The sequence below is a fragment of the Pseudomonas sp. JAI111 genome, from assembly GCF_024809425.1.
GTDB lineage: Bacteria > Pseudomonadota > Gammaproteobacteria > Pseudomonadales > Pseudomonadaceae > Aquipseudomonas.
The window spans coordinates 962,039-981,816 of sequence record NZ_JANUCB010000001.1 but is presented as its reverse complement, the minus strand read 5'-3'; the positions used below and the strand labels follow the sequence as shown (position 1 = coordinate 981,816).

13 protein-coding genes are annotated in these 19,778 nt (G+C 59.6%); 10 read left to right on the top strand and 3 right to left on the bottom strand.

Features of this window, described 5'->3' with window-relative positions; translation table 11 throughout:
* Nucleotides 1–11: 11 nt before the first annotated feature.
* The 3 genes from HNR03_RS04675 to phhA form a co-directional block, all read right to left on the bottom strand.
* Nucleotides 12–1,205: an amino acid aminotransferase gene (locus HNR03_RS04675; protein WP_405046036.1), complete on the bottom strand. Its 1,194-nt coding sequence runs from the start codon at nucleotides 1,203–1,205 to the stop codon at nucleotides 12–14.
* Nucleotides 1,205–1,561, bottom strand: a complete 357-nt coding sequence (locus tag HNR03_RS04670; protein ID WP_060541364.1) for a 4a-hydroxytetrahydrobiopterin dehydratase — start codon at nucleotides 1,559–1,561, stop codon at nucleotides 1,205–1,207. Before HNR03_RS04670 ends, HNR03_RS04675 begins: the two co-directional genes overlap by 1 nt.
* 105 nt (nucleotides 1,562–1,666) lie before the next feature.
* Nucleotides 1,667–2,452: a phenylalanine 4-monooxygenase gene (gene phhA / locus HNR03_RS04665; protein ID WP_222585208.1), complete on the bottom strand. Its 786-nt coding sequence runs from the start codon at nucleotides 2,450–2,452 to the stop codon at nucleotides 1,667–1,669.
* Between the two features lie 281 nt (nucleotides 2,453–2,733).
* Here phhA and HNR03_RS04660 point away from each other — a divergent pair, with 281 nt between their 5' ends.
* From HNR03_RS04660 to HNR03_RS04615, 10 genes are all read left to right on the top strand, one after another.
* On the top strand, nucleotides 2,734–4,296 hold the full coding sequence (locus HNR03_RS04660; protein WP_259151162.1) for a sigma-54-dependent transcriptional regulator: 1,563 nt from the start codon (nucleotides 2,734–2,736) through the stop codon (nucleotides 4,294–4,296).
* A 320-nt stretch (nucleotides 4,297–4,616) separates the two neighbouring features.
* Complete coding sequence (locus HNR03_RS04655) at nucleotides 4,617–5,357, top strand: flagellar basal body rod protein FlgF (RefSeq protein WP_222585210.1); 741 nt, start codon at nucleotides 4,617–4,619, stop codon at nucleotides 5,355–5,357.
* Nucleotides 5,358–5,403: 46 nt separating this feature from the next.
* Nucleotides 5,404–6,189 (top strand): flagellar basal-body rod protein FlgG, encoded by a 786-nt coding sequence (flgG, locus tag HNR03_RS04650; protein ID WP_222585211.1) that lies wholly within the window; start codon nucleotides 5,404–5,406, stop codon nucleotides 6,187–6,189.
* A gap of 51 nt (nucleotides 6,190–6,240) precedes the next feature.
* Nucleotides 6,241–6,936: a flagellar basal body L-ring protein FlgH gene (gene flgH, locus HNR03_RS04645; protein WP_222585212.1), complete on the top strand. Its 696-nt coding sequence runs from the start codon at nucleotides 6,241–6,243 to the stop codon at nucleotides 6,934–6,936.
* A 27-nt stretch (nucleotides 6,937–6,963) separates the two neighbouring features.
* Nucleotides 6,964–8,052 (top strand): flagellar basal body P-ring protein FlgI, encoded by a 1,089-nt coding sequence (locus HNR03_RS04640; RefSeq protein WP_167360535.1) that lies wholly within the window; start codon nucleotides 6,964–6,966, stop codon nucleotides 8,050–8,052.
* Nucleotides 8,053–8,063: 11 nt separating this feature from the next.
* On the top strand, nucleotides 8,064–9,356 hold the full coding sequence (gene flgJ, locus HNR03_RS04635; RefSeq protein ID WP_259151160.1) for a flagellar assembly peptidoglycan hydrolase FlgJ: 1,293 nt from the start codon (nucleotides 8,064–8,066) through the stop codon (nucleotides 9,354–9,356).
* Between the two features lie 23 nt (nucleotides 9,357–9,379).
* Nucleotides 9,380–11,419, top strand: a complete 2,040-nt coding sequence (flgK, locus tag HNR03_RS04630; RefSeq protein ID WP_222585214.1) for a flagellar hook-associated protein FlgK — start codon at nucleotides 9,380–9,382, stop codon at nucleotides 11,417–11,419.
* A gap of 13 nt (nucleotides 11,420–11,432) precedes the next feature.
* On the top strand, nucleotides 11,433–13,010 hold the full coding sequence (locus HNR03_RS04625; RefSeq protein WP_259151158.1) for a flagellar hook-associated protein 3: 1,578 nt from the start codon (nucleotides 11,433–11,435) through the stop codon (nucleotides 13,008–13,010).
* A 123-nt stretch (nucleotides 13,011–13,133) separates the two neighbouring features.
* Entirely contained in the window at nucleotides 13,134–16,730 is a 3,597-nt protein-coding gene (locus HNR03_RS04620) for a glycosyltransferase (RefSeq protein WP_259151157.1), read from the top strand.
* Nucleotides 16,731–16,896: 166 nt separating this feature from the next.
* Complete coding sequence (locus HNR03_RS04615) at nucleotides 16,897–19,491, top strand: calcium-binding protein (protein ID WP_259151155.1); 2,595 nt, start codon at nucleotides 16,897–16,899, stop codon at nucleotides 19,489–19,491.
* Nucleotides 19,492–19,778 lie beyond the last annotated feature (287 nt).

Here is a 19,778-nt window from a genome sequence, read left to right as displayed (position 1 = left end):
GAGGACGGGGGTTACTTGCAGACTTCGGCAATCGCCTCGGCCAGCAGGTCCAGGCGGGTTGCGTCGATTCCGGCGACGTTGGCCCGGCCGGTGCCAACCATATAAACGCTGTGGTGATCACGCAGCTGTTTGACCTGCGCCGGCGACAAGCCAGTGTAGGAAAACATCCCGCGTTGCACGCCCATGTGCGCAAAGCGCTCACGCAAACCGTGCGGCTCAAGTGCTTCCAGCAGACCGCTGCGCAATTGGGCGATGCGCAAGCGCATGGTTTCCACCTCGTCGGCCCAGAGGCTTTTCAGCTCCGGATCGCCAAGGATGGTCGCGACCACGGCGGCACCGTGATCCGGTGGTGTCGACCACAGGTTACGGGCGATGTTGGCCAACTGGCTGCGGATATCCACCAGCTTCTCAGCGGTTTTCGCACAGACAATCAGCGCGCCGGTACGGTCGCGGTACAAGCCGAAGTTCTTCGAACAGGAACTGGTGATCAGCACTTCCGGCAACGCGTCGGCGAACAGACGGGTCGACCAGGCATCCTGTTCCAGGCCATCGCCGAAACCCTGGTAAGCGAAATCAATCAGCGGCACCAGGTCGCGGCTGCGCACCACATCCAGCACGCGGCGCCAGTCGTCATGGGACAGGTCGAAACCGGTCGGGTTGTGGCAGCAGGCGTGCAGCAGCACCACATCGCCCTTCGGCACTTCGTTGAGAACGGCCAGCATGGCGTCGACATCGAGGCGGTTATCGCTGCCGACGTACGGGTAATGACTGACCTTGACCCCGGCCGCCGCGAAAATGGATTCGTGGATCGGCCAGGTCGGGTTGCTCAGCCACACGCCACGGCCGGGCAGGCATTGGGCAATGAAGTCCGCACTCAGACGCAGCGCGCCGGTGCCCCCCGGTGTCTGGGTGGCGCCAGCGCGTTTTTCAGCGATCAGCGGCGAATCGGTGCCGAGCACCAATTCAATGATCGCTTTGCCGAAGGCGGGTTCACCGTGGCCGCCGATGTAGGTCTTGGTGGTCTGGCGATCCACCAGGCGCTGCTCGGCGAGCTTCACGGACTGGGGAATCGGGGTCAGGCCCTGGGCGTCTTTATAGACACCCACGCCAAGGTCGAATTTGCGCGGATTAGGGTCCTGCGCATAGGCCTCCATCAGGCCGAGAATCGGGTCGCCGGGCACTCGACCTATGGCGTCAAAATGCATTATTTGCGGCCCTCGGCGTCCTTGGCCACTTCGTCAGTGCGTGCGGCCATGATGAAATCGTTACGGTGCAGACCCTTGATGGAGTGGCTCCACCAGGTCACGGTGACTTTGCCCCACTCGGTCAGCAGGCCCGGGTGGTGACCTTCGGCCTCGGAGATTTCACCGACCGCGTTGGTGAACGCCAGCGCGTGCTTGAAGTTCTTGAACAGGAAAACTTTTTCCAGCTGCATGACGCCGTCGCGAACTTCGATGTTCCAGTCGGGGATCTGCTTGATCAGTACCGGCAATTCTTCGTCGCTGACCTGAGGGGCATCGGCGCGGCAGGCTTCGCAGTGGGCTTGGTTCAATGTGGACATGATGAGATTCCTGAAATCTGATTATTGGAATTCGACCGTCAGTACCCCCACGCTAAACCAAAGCGTCGGGTCCTGACAGGCTCACTTGATTCTAAAAGCTGCGGATCAAGCAGCTTTGGGCGGAAATTTGGGAGTGTGCAAGCCCAACTGCATGCCTTGCTTGACCATGCCCATGATGTCTTCATGGGCCAGATCGAACAGGCGCTTGAGGTTCGGCAAGACAAAGTACAGCGGTTGCAGGATGTCTATGCGATACGGCGTGCGCATGCATTCCAGCGGATCGAAGGCTTGATGTTCAGGCTCGTCCGACAGGCAGTAAACGGTTTCTTTCGGCGAAGAGAGAATGCCGCCGCCGTAGATACGCAGGCCTTGCTCGGTATCAACCAGGCCGAACTCGATGGTCATCCAGTACAGGCGCGCCAGATACACGCGTTCTTCCTTGGAAGCCTGTAGGCCAAGTTTGCCGTAGGTGTGGGTAAATTCGGCGAACCAGGGATTGGTCAGCAGCGGACAGTGGCCAAAGATCTCGTGGAAAATGTCCGGCTCTTGCAGGTAGTCCAGCTCTTCACGGGTGCGGATAAACGTCGCCACCGGAAACTGCTTGTTGGCCAGTAATTCGAAGAAGGTCTGGAAGGGGATCAGTGCCGGCACCCGGGCAACTTGCCACCCGGTGGTTTCGCCGAGGACTTTGTTGATTTCGCCAAGTTGCGGAATGCGGTCGTGGGGCAGACCGAGTTTTTCGATACCGTCCAGGTATTCCTGGCACGCACGACCCTCGATCACTTTCAGTTGGCGAGTGATCAGCGTGTTCCACACCGCGTGTTCTTCGGCGGGGTAGTCGATAAAACCTTGCGCATCGGGCTCGCGAGCCACGTATTGCGTCTGCTTCATGCTGCTCTCCTGCTAGGGGATTTCGTTCTTGTTATGTCCTGCTATGGACCTAGAAATACCCCAAGGTGTGCGGCGTTGCAGCAGGTGCCAAGTGTCGAGAGTAGGAAAAATCCGCATTTTCCGTAAAGAATTCGTTACGGTTTACGCGCTATGGCGCAGGTATTGCGATTTGCGGGGTTGAATCGGCCTACACCTGTCACATAATCTTGACGACAAAGTTGGCGCCTGCGCAGAAAATTCCTGGCTCGGGCCCTCGATCACTCCTGTTTCGGGCCTTTTATATGCGCATCAAAGTCCACTGCCAGAACCGCATCGGCATTCTGCGCGACATTCTCAACTTGCTGGTCGAGTACGGAATCAACGTCGCTCGCGGCGAGGTCGGCGGTGAGCATGGCAACGCGATCTACCTGCATTGCCCGAACCTGATCAACATTCAGTTCCAGGCCCTGCGTCCGAAATTTGAATCGATTGCCGGCGTATTTGGCGTCAAACGCGTAGGGCTGATGCCCAGCGAGCGTCGGCATATGGAGCTCAATGCCTTGCTTGGTGCCTTGGAGTTTCCGGTGTTGTCGATCGACATGGGCGGCTCGATTGTCGCGGCCAACCGTGCGGCGGCGCAGCTACTCGGGGTACGGGTGGATGAGGTGCCGGGAATTCCGCTGTCGCGTTACGCCGAGGATTTCGACTTGCCGGAACTGGTGCGCGCCAACAAATCGCGGATCAACGGCTTGCGGGTGAAGGTCAAGGGCGATGTGTTTCTGGCCGATATCGCGCCACTGCAATCAGAGCATGACGACAGCGAGGCAATGGCGGGTGCGGTGCTGACGTTGCACCGCGCGGACCGCGTCGGAGAACGTATTTATAATGTGCGCAAGCAGGAGTTGCGCGGGTTCGACAGCATCTTCCAAAGCTCCAGGGTGATGGCAGCGGTGGTGCGCGAGGCGCGACGCATGGCGCCACTGGATGCGCCGCTCTTGATCGAAGGCGAAACCGGCACTGGCAAAGAGTTGTTGGCGCGGGCCTGTCACCTGGCCAGTCCACGAGGCCAATCACCCTTGATGGCGCTCAATTGCGCCGGTCTGCCGGAATCGATGGCCGAGACAGAATTGTTCGGTTACGGCCCCGGTGCTTTCGAAGGCGCACGGGCCGAAGGCAAGCTTGGGCTGTTGGAACTGACGGCGGGCGGTACGCTGTTTCTGGATGGTGTCGGGGAAATGAGCCCGCGCTTGCAGGTGAAATTGCTGCGCTTCCTGCAGGACGGTTGCTTCCGTCGTGTGGGCAGCGATGAAGAGGTTTATCTGGATGTGCGGGTGATCTGTGCGACTCAGGTGGACCTGTCCGAGTTGTGCGCACGCGGCGAGTTTCGCCAGGATTTGTATCACCGTTTGAACGTGCTCTCTTTGCACATCCCGCCGCTGCGTGAATGCCTCGATGGACTGACGCCGCTGGTGGAGCACTTCCTCGATCAGGCCAGCCGGCAGATTGGTTGTCCGCTGCCGAAGCTGGCGCCAGCGGCGATGGAGCGGCTTAGCCATTACCACTGGCCGGGCAATGTCCGGCAATTGGAAAACGTGTTGTTCCAGGCGGTTTCGTTGTGTGAGGGTGGGACGGTCAAGGCCGAACATATTCGTCTGCCGGATTACGGTGTGCGTCAGCCGCTCGGCGATTTTTCGCTTGAGGGCGGGCTGGATGAGATTGTCGGGCGCTTTGAGAAAGCCGTGCTGGAGCGTCTGTATTCCGAGCATCCGAGCAGTCGGCAGCTGGGTAAGCGGTTGGGCGTTTCGCACACCACCATTGCCAATAAATTGCGTGAGTACGAAGTCGGCAAAGAGCCCGGCCCCTGACTGATCGTTCCCACGCTCTGCGTGGGAATGCCTCAACGGACGCTCCGCGTTCGGCTCTTGATGGGACGCGGAGCGTCCCGGGCTGCATTCCCACGCAGAGCGTGGGAACGATCATATGGCCATCGGCATTTAAGATTGCCGCGAAGCGGCATAACACCGCCGGTTTTTCGTCTTCGATACATTTCCCCAATCCCCTCAAAACCCTTCAAGTCCTTTGTTTGCCGGGCCCGGCGCCGTCAGAAAAAAGTTGGTCTGCAAATTGCTTGTCGCTCAGCAGTACAGCAGTGGGCGGCAAACGTCCGGCATGCAGAGGAACGACTGTGGACAAGTACCTTTATGTGGCAATGACCGGCGCCAGCCAGAATGCACTGGCGCAGAAGGCTCATGCCAACAACCTGGCAAACATCTCCACCAACGGTTTTCAGAAAGACCTGGAACAGGCTCGTTCGATGCCGGTGTTTGGTGACAGCTTTCCGGCGCGTGCCTTTGCCATGACCGAGCGTCCGGCCACCGACTTCTCGTCAGGTTCGATGGTAGAAACCGGCCGTGATCTGGATGTGGCAGTGACCGGCGATGGCTGGATTGCCGTGCAAAGCCCTGACGGCAGCGAAAGTTACGTGCGCACCGGTAGCCTGGACGTTGACGCCCTGGGCGTGCTGCGGGCCGGCAACGGTATGCCGGTGATGGGCAATGGCGGACCGATCGCCGTGCCGCCCGAGCAGAAAATCGAAGTGGGCGAGGACGGCACCATCAGTATTCGTTCGATGGGCGAAGGCCCGCGGGTGATCGCGCAAGTCGACCGTATCAAACTGGTCAACCCTGACCCGAAGAACATGACCAAAGGCTTGGATGGTTCGATCCACACCAAGGACGGCAAGCCGGCGCAAGCCGATGCGAGCGTCAAGCTGGTGTCCGGGTTCCTTCAGTCGAGCAACGTCAATGCCGTGGAAGAAATGACCTCGGTACTGGCCTTGTCGAAGCAATTCGAGCTGCACATCAAGATGATGAACACCGCCAAAGACGATGACCAGGCCATGGCTCGGGTCTTGCAGATCAGCTAATTACCAGAACGTCGCGCCGTAAAACAGGCGCACGAGGAGAATCGAAATGCTTCCGGCTCTATGGGTTGCCAAAACAGGTCTGTCCGCCCAGGACACCAACCTGACCACCATTTCCAACAACCTGGCGAACGTATCGACCACGGGTTTCAAACGTGACCGCGCCGAGTTCCAGGACTTGCTGTACCAGATCAAACGCCAGCCTGGCGCCCAGTCGACCCAGGACAGCGCACTGCCGACCGGTCTGCAAGTGGGCACCGGTGTGCGCATTGTCGGCACCCAGAAAAACTTCACAGCCGGCAGCCTGCAGACCACCGAGCAGCCACTCGACCTGGCGGTCAATGGTCGCGGTTTCTTCCAGATCCTGCAGCCGGATGGCACCACGTCCTACACCCGTGACGGCACGTTCCACCTCGATTCCAACGGTCAGGTCGTGAATGCCAGCGGGTTCGCTCTGGAACCGGCGATCGTCGTTCCGAACAACGCCCAGAGTTTTACGGTCGGTACGGACGGCACAGTGTCCATCACCGTTCCCGGCAGCGCGGCCTCTCAGGTGATCGGCAACCTGCAAACCGCCGACTTCATCAACCCGGCCGGTCTGCAAGCGGTCGGTAACAACCTGTTCCAGGAAACCGCGGCCAGCGGCGCACCACAAGTCGGCACCCCGGGCCTGAACGGTTTCGGTACCACGCTGCAGAACACCCTGGAAGGGTCCAACGTCAGCACCGTTGAAGAGATGGTCAACATGATCACCACTCAGCGCGCTTACGAGATGAACTCCAAGGTGATCTCCACCGCCGACCAGATGCTCTCGTTCGTAACGCAGAATCTGTAATCAAGTCTATGAGGCGGCATGAAGCCGCCTGCAGCACCGTGAGGTAGGGTCATGAATCGCTTTGTATCTGTTCTGGCACTGAGTGGGGTGGTCTCGCTTGCAGGCTGCGTCGCGCCGACGCCCAAGCCCAATGACCCTTATTACGCCCCGGTGTTGCCGCGAACGCCGTTGCCGGCTGCCGCCAACAACGGCTCGATCTATCAGGCCGGTTTCGAACAGAACCTGTACAGCGACCGCAAGGCGTTCCGGGTCGGTGACATCATCACCATCACCCTGAACGAGAAGACCCAGGCGAGCAAGAACGCCAACTCCCAGGTGGGCAAGACCAGCAAGACCAGCATTGGCCTGTCCTCACTGTTTGGCAGTACGCCCAACGTGAATAACCCGGTCGGCAGCGGCGATCTGACGCTGGATGCCAGCTACAGCGGCGACCGCGCAACCAAGGGCGATAGCAAGGCCGGGCAGGGCAACAGCCTCACCGGTTCGATCACCGTAACCGTCGCCGACGTGTTGCCCAACGGGATCATTGCGGTGCGCGGCGAGAAGTGGATGACCCTCAATACCGGTGATGAGCTGGTACGGATTGCCGGCCTGGTTCGTGCCGATGACATCGCCACCGATAACACGGTTTCGTCGACGCGCATTGCCGATGCACGCATCACCTACTCGGGCACCGGTTCGTTTGCCGATGCGAGTCAGCCAGGCTGGTTCGACCGTTTCTTCCTCAGCCCGCTGTTCCCTTTCTAGGTGGCTACGTTGAACTTCAAAAGTCTCATGGTGGCCGCCCTGTTGCTGTCCGCAGCCTTCAACGCTCAAGCTGAGCGTCTGAAGGATATCGCCAGCATTTCCGGCGTGCGGACCAACCAATTGATCGGTTACGGCCTGGTGGTCGGGCTTAACGGCACCGGCGACCAGACGACCCAGACCCCGTTCACCCTGCAGACCTTCAACAACATGCTCTCGCAGTTCGGCATCAAGGTGCCGCCAGGTTCGGGTAACGTGCAGCTGAAGAACGTCGCAGCAGTGTCGATCAGTGCCGAGTTGCCGGCGTTTGCCAAGCCGGGTCAACAGGTCGACATCACCGTTTCTTCCATCGGTAACTCCAAAAGCCTGCGCGGCGGCACCTTGCTGCTGACACCGCTCAAGGGTATCGATGGCAACGTCTACGCCATCGCCCAAGGCAACCTGGTGGTCGGTGGTTTCGATGCTGAAGGTCGTGACGGTTCGAAGATCACCGTCAACGTTCCGTCGGCGGGTCGTATCCCGGGTGGTGCGTCGGTCGAGCGTTCGGTACCGAGCGGTTTCAACCAGGGCAACAGCCTGACCCTGAACCTCAACCGTTCGGACTTCACCACCGCCAAGCGCGTGGTCGACAAGATCAACGATATGCTCGGCCCTGGCGTTGCCCAGGCCATCGACGGCGGCTCGATTCGCGTCACGGCACCTTTGGACCCAAGCCAGCGTGTCGACTATCTGTCGATTCTTGAAAACCTCGAAGTCGATCCGGGCCAGGCGGTGGCGAAAGTCATCATCAACTCCCGTACCGGCACCATCGTCATTGGCCAGAACGTGAAAGTTTCCCCGGCCGCCGTGACCCACGGCAGCCTGACCGTGACCATTACCGAAGACCCGATCGTCAGCCAGCCCGGCCCTTTGTCCAACGGACAGACAGCCGTCGTGCCACGCTCGCGGGTCAACGCCCAGCAGGAAGCCAAGCCAATGTTCAAGTTCGGCCCGGGCACCACCCTCGACGAAATCGTGCGTGCGGTGAACCAGGTCGGCGCGGCGCCGGGTGACTTGATGGCCATCCTCGAAGCATTGAAACAGGCCGGCGCGCTGCAAGCCGACCTGATCGTGATCTGAGGACAGCGACCATGGACATGCGCAAGGCCGGCACACTCAGCACCAGCGATTCGGGGTCCTATTCGGACCTCAATCGCCTGAACCAGCTCAAGGTCGGCGACAAGAACAGCGACGGCAACATGCGCAAGGTCGCGCAGGAGTTCGAATCGCTGTTTCTCGGTGAAATGCTCAAGTCCATGCGTTCGGCCACCGAAGCGCTGGGCAAGGACAACCCGCTCAACACGCCGGCCGCCAAGCAATACCAGGAAATGTACGACCAGCAATTGGCGATTTCCATGTCCCGCGAAGGCGGTGGTATTGGTCTGGCGGATGTGCTGATGCGACAGATGTCGAAGAACAAACCGTTGGCGCCAGGTGAGGCTGAGGCTGCATCTGCGGCGAAACAGGCGGCGGCGAAAGCGGCCGTACAAACCCCGATAGACGCAGGCACGACGGGCACCAATGGTCCGTTGTCGCGCCTCAATGGCCAGCGTCCGTTGTGGGCGTCGCGCTCGGGCAGGGTGCCGACGCACACCGCCGATCACACGAATGATGTGGCGATGCTCAATCAGCGCCGCCTGGCGCTGCCGCCGAAACTGGCGGACCGTTTGCTCGCCGGGCTGGTGCCGTCGGTTACGAACACCGCGGCCACTGCCGCGACCGCACAGACCCGGATCCAGTTACCGCAGAACGCCAAGACCGGCGCCGGCCCGCTGTTCAACGGCGATTGGCTGGCCTCGCAGACGGACACATCGTCAAAGGGGCAGATGCAGATTTATGGTCGGGCCATGGCGCAGATTCCTTTGGCACCCGCGAAAAAAGCCTTCAGCTCCGCCGACGAATTCGTCAACACCATGTTGCCGCTGGCCAAGGAAGCCGCCGACCGCATTGGCGTCGATCCACGTTACCTGGTGGCTCAGGCCGCACTGGAAACCGGCTGGGGCAAATCAGTCATGCGCGCCCAGGATGGCAGCAGCAGCCACAACCTGTTCGGCATCAAGGCCGGCAGCAGCTGGAAGGGTGATTCTGCGCGAGCGATCACCAGCGAATTCCGCAATGGCGAGATGGTCAAGGAGACGGCCGAGTTCCGTTCCTACGATTCGTACAAAGACAGCTTCCATGACCTGGTGACTTTGCTGCAGACCAATAATCGCTATCAAGCTGTGGTGAAGTCTGCCGATAACCCAGAACAGTTTGTACGCGAGTTGCAGAAAGCCGGGTATGCAACCGACCCGGCCTACGCCAGCAAGATTTCGCAGATAGCCAAGCAGATGACGAGTTACCAAAACTACGCTGCGGCGGGCGCTACCACCACGCCTTTATAGGCACAAGGCATAAGGTCTGAACCATGAGTTTGCTCAATATCGGGATGTCGGGTCTGGCGGCTAGCCAATCCTCTTTGTCTGTGACAGGCAACAACATTGCCAACGTCGACACCGCCGGTTATTCGCGTCAGCAAACCGTGCAGAGCACCAAGGCTTCGCAGCAGTTCGGTAATGTGTTCATCGGCACCGGGACGACCCTGGCGGACGTTCGCCGGGTATACAACTCCTACCTCGATGCTCAGCTGCGCACCGCCACCTCGCTCAACAGTGAAGCCTCGGCGTACCAGGCTCAGGCCACGCCACTGGACGCCACGCTGTCCGATACCAACACCGGGTTGACCGGCGTCCTGCAGAAGTTCTTCACCTCCCTGCAGGGTGTTTCGTCATCGGCGACCGACGATACGTCGCGCCAGTCGGTGCTGACCGGTGCCCAGGCGTTGAGCAATCGCTTCAACACCGTCGCCAAACAATTGAATGACCAGAACACCACCCTCAATGGCAGCCTGTCCGACATGGCGACCAAGGTGAACAAGCTGGCCACGTCGATTGCATCGTTGAACCAGAAAATCGGTGAGGTCTCCACCAGCGGCGGTCAGCCGAACGACTTGCTCGACAACCGTAACGAAGCGGTACGTCAGCTGTCCGAACTGGTCGGCACCCAAGTGGTCGAGCGCGGCACCAGCTACGATATCTACGTCGGCAGCGGCCAGCCATTGGTGATCGGCAACACCACCAACTCCCTGGGCACCGTGCCGAGCAAAGACGATCCGTCGCGCATGGCGCTGCAAATGGATCGTGGCTCCAGCACCATCGACATCACGTCGGTGGTCAGTGGTGGCGAAATCGGCGGCTTGCTCTCCTATCGCAAGGACGTGCTCGACCCGTCGCTCAACGAGCTGGGGCGTGTGGCCCTGGTGATGGCTGACCAGATCAACAGCCAGCAGGCGCAAGGCATCGACAAGAACGGTGAATTCGGCGCGGCGATTTTCAACAACATCAACAGCGCCGCGCTGATCAGCCAGCGCAGCATTGGCCAGGCGGGCAACAGCGCCGGCTCGGGCAACCTCGATGTCACCATCAAGGACACCGGCAAGCTGACCACCAGCGACTATCAGGTGACGTTCAGCACTCCCACCGACTACACCGTCAAGCGTTCTGACGGCACCGCCATGGGCGCCTTCAGCACCTTGACCACGCCACCTCCAGTGATCGATGGTTTCAGCCTGTCCCTGAACGGCGGTGCCCTGAGCGCTGGCGACACCTTCAAGGTGACCCCGACTCGCGGCGCCGCAACCAGTATCCAGACGGTCCTGAACGACCCGAAAAAAATCGCGGCGGCAGCGCCATTGAGCGGTGTGGCCAGCTCCAAAGCCACGGGCACTTACACCCAGCCGACGCTGACCAGCACGCTGGACATCTACAGTCCGGCGGCCCAGGCCGACATGCAGACAGGGCTCAAGTATTCGACGCCAGTGAAAGTGACGTTCGGTTCCCCGAGCGGTGGCAGCCAGACTTACAACCTGAGTGACGCCCAAGGCAACCCGTTGGGTAGCGGTACCATTGTTCCGGGTCAGAACAACACCTTGAACCTGACAGTGCCCATGATCGATGCCAGCGGCAACCCGATCATGGGCGGTGCTCCGCCGGTGCAGAAAACCTTCACCGTGCAAACCACGGTGGGTGGTTCGCCAGCCAACGGCGAGAGCTTCTCGATCTCCCTGACCGGTGCGGCATCCTCGGACAACCGCAACGCTCAAGCGCTGGTCGGTTTGCAAACCAAACAGACCGTGGACACCGGTTCGGCGAGCAAGGGCATCAGCCTGACCGACGCCTACAACACGCTGGTGACCAACGTCGGGACCAAAGCCGCTCAAGGCAAGTCGGACAGTGCCGCCACCTCGGCGATCCTGACCCAGGCCAAGGGCGCCCGTGATTCCCTGTCCGGGGTCGACCTGGATGAGGAAACCGGCAACCTCGTCAAATACCAGCAGTACTACACCGCGTCTTCGCAGATCATCAAGGCTGCGCAGGAAATTTTCAGCACGCTGATCAACAGCCTTTAAGGAGTCGTAATTCATGCGCATTTCTACCGCCCAGTATTACGAGACAACCGCTGCCAACTATCAGCGCAACTTCAACAAGGCGATCGCGACCAGCAATGAAGCCAGCAGTCTGACGCGCGTCAACACCGCCGCTGATGATCCGGTCGGTGCCGGTCGTTTGCTGCAACTCGGTCAGCAGAGCGCAATGCTGGACCAGTACAACGGCAACATCAGTTCGACCAAGAGTGCACTGAGCCTGCAGGAAACCACCCTGGATTCCATTGGCACCGCCTTGCAGCGCGCCAAGGAAATCGCCCTCAGTGCCAACAACGGCATCGCTACCGACGACGACCGTAAAGCGTATGCCTCGGAATTGGGCCAGATCCAGCAACAAGTGCTGGGCCTGATGAACTCCAAGGATGCCTCCGGCAACTTCCTGTTCTCCGGTTCGAAAACCGACACCCCGCCTTACTCACAGAATTCCGACGGCACCTACACCTACAACGGTGACCAGACCAGCATCAACCTGGGCATCGGCGATGGGTTGACGGTGGCATCCAACACCACTGGCTGGGACGCGTTCCAGCAGACCATCAATACCAGCCGCACCCAGGCCACCATGACCGCTCCAGCGGTGGATGATGGTCGCGTGGTCCTGTCCAATGGTCAGGTCAGCAACAGCGCAACCTACGACGCCAAGTTCGCCAGCGGTCAGCCATACACGGTCACCTTCTTGAGCAGCACCCAGCTGAAGATCACTGATGGGCTGGGCAACGACGTGACGACCGAAGCCAGCCAGAACGGCGCGTTCAGCAACAGCAACGGCGCCAACCAGGTGGTCAACTTTCGTGGCGTCGACCTGAACCTGAACATCAACCTCAAGCCGGGCGATGTACCGGACACAGTGATTGCCGGTCACACCTTCCAGCTATCGGCCTCGCAGGACTCGTTCAACGCCACGCGCAGCGCCGGCAACGCGTCCACAGCCGTCATCACCGGTTCCGCCATCACTAACCCGGCGGCCTACAATGCTGCGTTCCCGACGGGTGGGGCGGTCCTCAAGTTCACCAGTCCGACAGCCTTCGACCTCTACGCTGCGCCGGTGACCGTCGACAGTCGCCCCGTGTCTTCGGGCGCCGTGGTGGCCGGTCCTCCGTCCACCGCCACTGCTGCGGGCGTGACATTCACCCTGGGCGGTGGTGCACCCGCCGCCAACGATCAGTTCGCGGTCCAGTCCAACAATCACCAGACCCAGAACGTGCTCGACACATTGGGCAAGATGATCAGCGCGATGAGCTTGCCAGTCGATGGCAACACGAACGCCAAGCAGCAATTCCAGGCGGCCATGGAATCGGGCCTCGCGAATCTGGATAGCGCCAGTAACCAGTTGGGCTCGGCCATTACGTCGATCGGTGCGCGCGGTCAGTCACTGGACGATCAGACCACGACTAACCAGAGCCTGAGCCTGGCGAATACGGCGACCCAGTCGTCGATTCGCGACTCCGACCCTGCCGAAGTCATGACGCGCCTGACCCTGCAGCAGACCATGCTGCAAGCCGCGCAACTGGCGTTCAGCAAGATCACTTCGCTGGGGCTGTTCAACAAGATCTGACGGCAACCGGGCGCGCAAGCGTCCGGTGACCGCCGACCGCTGACCCTCCCATATCTACTGTCTTTTTCCGCGGTTCCAAGGGCTCGCTTTTCTGGGCGAGCTCTCGCCGCCTGCGAGTCCGCCGTGAATTCACTCCCTCTTGTCAGCCTTGTCATTCCTGCCTTCAATCCGCGCTTTTTTGGTCGGGCGTTGCACAGTGCCGTGAGCCAGGACTATGGCAATCTCGAGGTCATTGTTTGCGACGATAGCCGTGGCACTGAAATCGAAGAGATGGTCGATTCGTTGAGCGGGCAGACGGATGTCGTTGTGCGCTATGTGCGCAATCCCCGCACGCTCGGACTGGTGGGAAACCTGCAAGTCTGCCTGGAAGAAGCGCAAGGCGAGTTCATCAAGTTTCTTTGCGATGATGACCAATTGTTCGCTACGTGCATTGAGCGTCAGGCACAAGTGCTCATCGATCGTGAAGATGTGAATCTGGTACTGGCCCAGCGGTTGTTCTGGGATGCCGATGATCTGCCTTTGCCTTCGCGGCTTGAAAACACACCGCTTTCCCCGGTGTGCGGGCTGTTCAAGGGTGAAGACCTGCTGGCGATCTTCGAGAATTTCCCGGTCAATATCCTCGGCGGTTTCAGCAATGCCATGTTCCGTCGTGCCGATGTACTGGAGCTGTTGCCGGCCTTGACTCAACCCGGTCATTGTTTTGTCGCGACCCTGGATTTTGCCTTGTACATGTGCCTGCTGCGGCGCGGCAATCTGGTGGTGTCCAATCATGTGTTGAGTGTCGAGCGCCTGTACCCGGAGCGTTTGAGCGGTCAACAATCGATGAAGGATTCGGTCGAGGCCGAGCGGCAGTGGCTGTTGCAAATGCTCAAGGCCCGCAGCGGCGAATCTGCGCCAGCGCCGGGTTGGGTTCGCTACCTACCGCTGACCAAGGCCGACGAGTCGCCCCGGGTTTGGGAAGAGTTACCGCTGAGCCGAACCCTGGGCACCAAGCAGACCACCCAGGACTGGCATGTCGGCATTGCCAGTGTCAGTTTCTCCGAGCTGTACGCCCAGTGGCTGGCGTGCCGCTGTCTCACTGAGGGGCAGCGCACATTGTTGCCCGAAACATTGGTGGGCTGGCCGCGCACGCCAAAAATCGTCCCGATCATTATTGATGAACAGGGCAGCCGCTCAGCGCTGGACCACACGTTGCAATCCCTGGCCGCGCAAGACTATCCACCTGAACTGACACTGGTGTTGTCCTCGGCATGCATGGAAGCCGAGCTGGATGAGCGGATTTTCCGTTTGCCGCTGCAAGATGACTGGCAGCAGCAGATCAATGAACTGTTGCCGCAACTGGACGGGGCTGACTGGTTCTACCTGCAGCGTGCCGGCGATCGCCTGGTGGCGCCGGCCTTGCTGGTAATGGCTGAGCGGATTGCCCTCTCGCGCACGCTGAAGTGCCTGTACAGCGACGAAGGTGGCCTGCGGCAAGGCGAGTCGGCCGAGCCGGCGTTCAAGCCAGACTTTAACCTGGACTTGATGCGCAGCTACCCCTATGTCGGGCGAGCGCTGGCGTTTGACCGAGAAGCGTTCCTGGCGTTGGGCGGTTTTGATTCCGTCTTTGGCGAACTGGCCCCTCACGATGTGCTCTGGCGTCTGGTCGAGAATGACGGCCCGCAAGTGATCGGACACGTTGCCGAAATTCTGCTGGAGTCGCCGTTCGACCTTGCCAAGTGGCTGTCCCAGCCTGAAGTGGTCAATAACAATCCGCTGTTGCTGCAGGCGCACCTGGACCGCATGGGCATCGCACATGTTATTCGCGACGCGGGTTCGACGTTGCTTAACCGGGTTGACTATCACCATGAGGATCGTCCGTTAGTGTCGATCGTCATCGTTGGCAAGGATCAGACCATCGCCATGCAGCGCTGTGTCGAGAGCCTGCTGGAAAAAACCGCCTACAGCGAATATGAGTTGCTGCTTGTCGACAACGGTAGCGAAAGCGCCGAGGCCCACGCGTGGCTGACGGGTATGGCGCAGTTGGGCAGCGAGCGGATTCGTGTGTTGACGTATCCACAGCAAGGCAATGGCGCGGCGGTGCGCAACTTCGCCGTGAAGCAGGCTATTGGCGACTACGTGCTGATGCTTAACCCATACACCGTGATCACTCAGAGTGACTGGCTGGATGAGTTGCTCAATCACGCACAACGACCGGAAGTCGGCGTGGTGGGGGCGAAGGTGTTCAACCCGGATGGACGGGTCCTGCACGCGGGCCTGATTCTTGGTTTGCAAGGGCCGGCAGGCGTGCCGTTTTACGGCGAATCGCTGAACGCTGCGGGTTATATGTATCGCCTGCAGGTGGTCCATGACTTGAGTGCCGTCGGCGCTGATTGCCTGATGATCCGCAAAGCCGTATTTGACGCGGTTGGTGGCCTGGACGAGCAGAACCTGGGCCAGAGCCTCAACGAAGTGGACCTGTGCCTGCGTGTGGGTAAGGACGGTTATCTGGTGGTCTGGACACCTTTTGCCAAACTGGCCCTGGGCGCTCAGCCAGCTGTAACGTTGTCGGAGGCCGAGCAGGCCTCGCGCACTCATGAACAGCAAGTGTTTTACAAGCGCTGGCTGCCGATCGTGGCTCGCGATCCGGCCTACAACGTCAATTTGTCGTTGCACGGCTTGGGCGGTTCGAGCTTCAGCCTTGAGCCGGGCCTGCGTGCCGGCTGGAGCCCGTTCTCGAAATCTCAGTTGCCGACAATTCTTGCACTGCCAGTCAATGCCTCGGCCATCGGTCACTACCGCGTGACGCAGCCCTTGATCGAACTGGAAGCGGCGGGCAGGGCTCACGGACGTATTCACTACAACTTGCCGTCGATCATTGAGGTCGAGCGTCAGTCACCTGACGTAATCATCCTGCAGGGTCGTTACTCCGAAGGACCGATCAACGAGATTCCGGGCCTGATAACCTATTCCAGCGCCCGACGGATTTACGAGCTGGATGACTATGTCATCAACGTCCCCCATCGCAACGCGCATATCCGCAACATGCCGGGCAAGGACGAGATGGAGAAATTGGTACGGCGCGCGATCGGCATGTGCGACCGCGTGGTGGTCTCCACCGACGCGCTGGGCAACGCATTGTCGGACATGCATGACGACATTCGTGTCGTGCCAAACATGCTGGCCAAGCACTTGTGGAGCGACATGCGCAGCCAGCGTCGTACTTCAAAAAAACCTCGGGTCGGCTGGGGCGGCGGCACCAGTCACCACGGCGACCTGGCGGTGATTGCCGACGTGGTTCGCGAACTGGCCAACGAAGTCGACTGGGTGTTCTTCGGCATGTGCCCGGATGATTTGCGTCCGTATATGCATGAGTTCCATGGTGTGATCGGGCTGGACGTCTACCCGGCGAAGCTGGCCAGCCTGAACCTGGACCTGGCGCTGGCACCGTTGGAATTCCACATCTTCAACGACTGCAAGAGCAACCTGCGTCTGCTGGAGTACGGGGCGTGCGGCTACCCGGTGATCTGCACCGACACCGAGGCTTATCGCGGATACTTGCCATGTACCCGAATCAAAACCAACTCCACCGATGAATGGTTGCAAGCGATCCGCATGCACCTGGCCGACCCGGACGCCAGCTACCGCATGGGCGATGAGTTGCGCGAGGTGGTTCTGCGCGACTACGTGTTGCGCGGCGACAATCTGCGCTACTGGGAAAATGGCTGGTTGGCGGACTGATCATCAGCCGCTCCCTGCAAAAAAACAGGCGACCTTGAGTCGCCTTTTTTTTGCGTGTGGGTTGACTGATTGCCGCTGATTTTTCGGTGGGGCTCAAGCTTCTGGTTTGCACTGTCGATAGCTGTCCAGGGATCTGGTTTTTTCACAACAAGGCAAGGAAGAAGACATGGCAGTTATTAACGGAACAAACGGCACGGATACGCTGATCGGCAGTAATGGACATGACGTCATCAATGGACTGCGTGGCGATGACGTACTGATCGGCGGCGCTGGCGCAGACCAGCTCGACGGCGGTACAGGGTTCGATACGGCGGATTATTCCTGGTCCTCGGCCGGCATCAACATCGACTTGCGTAGCGGTATCAGCCTGCCCGGTATAGGCGGCGATGCCGAAGGCGATACGCTGAAAAATATCGAGAAGGTCATTGGCAGCGACTATGACGATACCTTCACCAGTACGCTGGCGGGCCGGACACTTGAGGGTGGCAGAGGTGATGACACCTATATCGTTAACGCTGGCGGCACCAAAATCATTGAGCAGGGTTGGGGGGGAGGGTCAAACGACCAGATTCTCACCAGTCTGTCCCGCTACACCATGGACGACAACATCGAGCGCCTGACCTATACCGGGGCCGGCAAATTCACCGGTTACGGCAATGCCAGCGATAACGTGATCACCGGCGGTGCCGGCAACGATGTGCTGCTCGGCGGCGGTGGTGCCGACCATTTGATCGGTGGCGCAGGTTGGGACACGGCAAGCTACACCGACAGCACCGAGGGGCTGACGTTCGATCTCAAGTACGGCTCCAACACTACCGGTATTGCGGTCGGCGATACCTATACCGACATCGAAGCGATCCGTGGCTCTAACCATGACGACGTATTCATGAACGTTGCGGGTTTCAAGTCTCTGGACGGTGCCGATGGTTTTGACACGGTGGATTACTCGATGTCGCAGCAGGGCATCACGGTCGATATCCGCAATGGCGTGGGCAAGCCTGGCATTGGCGGCGATGCCGAAGGCGTTACGCTGAAAAACATCGAGCACGTCGTTGGCACGATCTGGGATGACGTCTACGTCATCAACACTCGCGGTATCACGATCTCCGAGCGCGATATCTCCGCGAGCAATGACGAAATCCGTACCAGCCTGACCTCCTACACCATGGACGCCAATATCGAAGCGCTGACCTACACCGGGAAAGCCTCGTTCACCGGTTACGGTAATGCTGGCAACAACACCATCACTGGCGGTGCGGGTGACGATGTGCTGATCGGTGGCGAAGGCGCGGACCATTTGATCGGTGGTGCGGGCCTGGACACTGCAAGCTATGCCGACAGTGCGGTGGGTGTGACGGTTGATTTAGTGTCGGGGCAGCAAAGCACCGGTGCGGCGCTGGGCGATACATACACGAGCATCGAGCTTATCCGCGGCTCGAACTACGACGACCATTTTATAGCGAATGACGCGCCGATCGGTTTCGATGGCGGGGACGGTTTCGATACCGTGGATTACTCCTGGTCCAATGGTGCGGTCACGGTCGATATCAGTGACGGCGTCGGAAAGCCTGGCGTGGGTGGCAGTGCTGAAGGTGACACTTTGGCCAACGTTGAAAAGGTCATTGGTTCGTTCGCGGACGACTCCTTCACCAGTTCCATTGGCGGCGTTACGTTCGAAGGTGGCCGAGGCGATGACGTCTACAACATCAACGCCGAGGGCGTGAAAATCATTGAACAGGATTTCCTCGGTGGCAACGATGAGGTGCGCACAAGCCTGGCGGTGACGGCGCTGGACTCATTCATCGAGAAACTGACGTACACCGGCACCGGCGACTTCACCGGTTATGGCAATGATCTGGAGAACACCATTCAGGGTGGCCAAGGTAACGATCTGCTGTTCGGCGGTGACGGTGCAGACGTTTTCATCGGCGGCGAAGGCGTGGATGTGGTCAGTTACGGCGACAGCAGTGTCGGTGTCAGCCTCGACCTGATGACGCGTGAGCAGACTGGTATCGCCTCAGGTGACCAGTACATTGATATCGAGATCCTGCGCGGCAGTCATTTCAACGACACGCTGACAGGCAACCTTATCGCCAGTAATTATTTTGAAGGCGGTCAGGGCGATGACGTCATTCACGGTGGCTGGTTCGCCGATCAACTTTATGGCGGATTGGGGCCTGCGAACGGGCCTTCTGCCGAGGTTGATACGGGCAGCGCTCCCCAGGCCGACATGCTGTACGGCGGCGACGGTGACGACGTTATTGTCACCGCCGTCGATGATCGGGGAAGCTTCGCCTATGGCGAAGGTGGCAATGACAACATCACAGTGGCCAGCGGTACGGCCGATGGTGGTGCCGGCGAAGATGTATTGACGGGCACGGGTAACAATTACGTGTTGCTGGGCGCAGAGGGCAATGATCAGTTGTTCTTGAACGCCGGAGGTTTCGCCAACGGAGGGGAGGGCGACGATACCTATACCATCAATACCAGCAACCTGGTGACGATCCGTGATGATGGTCGGGACATGTTCGGTACTGACACAGTGATACTGAACAACGTTGCCACCGCCGCTGACTTGAATCTGATGCGGGTGGGCGATGATCTTTATCTCTTCAGTCGCGCTGATCAGCAGGCTGTGGTGCCCGACCATGGTGTGAAACTGCAGGATTGGTACGCAGGCGCCAACACCATCGAAAGTTTCAAGGCTGCCAATGGAGACGTCCTGCCGGTTAGTGCGGATGCGTTCAGCATGTTTGGCTGACATCCGCGGACACTCGCCTTCGAATGTTTGGTGCCATTGAAGGTATTTGAGCCGTAACAAGGGGGAATCCGGTCGTGACTGATCCGGGTTCCCCTTTTTCGTTTTGGCCTCGGTGCCTGGCTGTTCTTTGTCATGCATTTGCCGCGCACCACCACCGCCCGCTGGAGTCTTGGAGCTGGCGCGTTTCCTGCAAGTCCCCCTTTATATCGCCATAAAACGAGCACTTGCGGCGTAGCGGGCAGTCCACACGGCGGCGTTGAGCGTTTTATCCAGAAGGCCTGCAAAAG

Excerpts from the sequence above, each read along its gene's own strand:
- HNR03_RS04675 (WP_405046036.1), bottom strand. The coding sequence starts at position 1,205 with ATGCATTTTGACGCCATAGGTCGAGTGCCCGGCGACCCGATTCTCGGC.
- HNR03_RS04670 (WP_060541364.1), bottom strand. The coding sequence starts at position 1,561 with ATGTCCACATTGAACCAAGCCCACTGCGAAGCCTGCCGCGCCGATGCC.
- phhA (WP_222585208.1), bottom strand. The coding sequence starts at position 2,452 with ATGAAGCAGACGCAATACGTGGCTCGCGAGCCCGATGCGCAAGGTTTT.
- HNR03_RS04660 (WP_259151162.1), top strand. The coding sequence starts at position 2,734 with ATGCGCATCAAAGTCCACTGCCAGAACCGCATCGGCATTCTGCGCGAC.
- flgG (WP_222585211.1), top strand. The coding sequence starts at position 5,404 with ATGCTTCCGGCTCTATGGGTTGCCAAAACAGGTCTGTCCGCCCAGGAC.
- flgH (WP_222585212.1), top strand. The coding sequence starts at position 6,241 with ATGAATCGCTTTGTATCTGTTCTGGCACTGAGTGGGGTGGTCTCGCTT.
- HNR03_RS04640 (WP_167360535.1), top strand. The coding sequence starts at position 6,964 with ATGGTGGCCGCCCTGTTGCTGTCCGCAGCCTTCAACGCTCAAGCTGAG.
- flgJ (WP_259151160.1), top strand. The coding sequence starts at position 8,064 with ATGGACATGCGCAAGGCCGGCACACTCAGCACCAGCGATTCGGGGTCC.
- flgK (WP_222585214.1), top strand. The coding sequence starts at position 9,380 with ATGAGTTTGCTCAATATCGGGATGTCGGGTCTGGCGGCTAGCCAATCC.
- HNR03_RS04625 (WP_259151158.1), top strand. The coding sequence starts at position 11,433 with ATGCGCATTTCTACCGCCCAGTATTACGAGACAACCGCTGCCAACTAT.
- HNR03_RS04615 (WP_259151155.1), top strand. The coding sequence starts at position 16,897 with ATGGCAGTTATTAACGGAACAAACGGCACGGATACGCTGATCGGCAGT.